This window comes from Enterobacter cloacae complex sp. OE43NF, from assembly GCF_023544405.1.
Taxonomy (GTDB): Bacteria; Pseudomonadota; Gammaproteobacteria; order Enterobacterales; family Enterobacteriaceae; genus Enterobacter; species Enterobacter cloacae.
Map to the genome: position 1 here is coordinate 1 of NZ_JAMJFW010000154.1, position 339 is coordinate 339.

General features: G+C 51.9%; 2 tRNA genes. Both read left to right on the top strand.

Annotation, left to right across the window (positions count from 1 at the left end):
• The first annotated feature begins 20 nt into the window (after positions 1-20).
• Positions 21-97 (top strand) — tRNA-Ile (locus M8370_RS23440).
• Positions 98-205: 108 nt separating this feature from the next.
• Positions 206-281: transfer RNA gene (locus tag M8370_RS23445), tRNA-Ala, on the top strand.
• Positions 282-339: the final 58 nt, after the last annotated feature.

Consider the following 339-nt stretch of genomic DNA (forward strand, 5'->3'; position numbering starts at 1 on the left):
ACAGCAGTAAAAACCTCTACAGGCTTGTAGCTCAGGTGGTTAGAGCGCACCCCTGATAAGGGTGAGGTCGGTGGTTCAAGTCCACTCAGGCCTACCAAATTTTCCCTGATACTGCGTTGCGGCAACGCTCACATACTGATGTATGCGTCGCGTTACCACGCCTTGTCTCAGGAAAAATTACCGGTACAGAGGTTTGCAAAACGATGGGGCTATAGCTCAGCTGGGAGAGCGCCTGCTTTGCACGCAGGAGGTCTGCGGTTCGATCCCGCATAGCTCCACCATCTTTTACTGCGAACACTAGAAAACTTCAGAGTGAACCTGAAAAGGTGCACTGCGAAG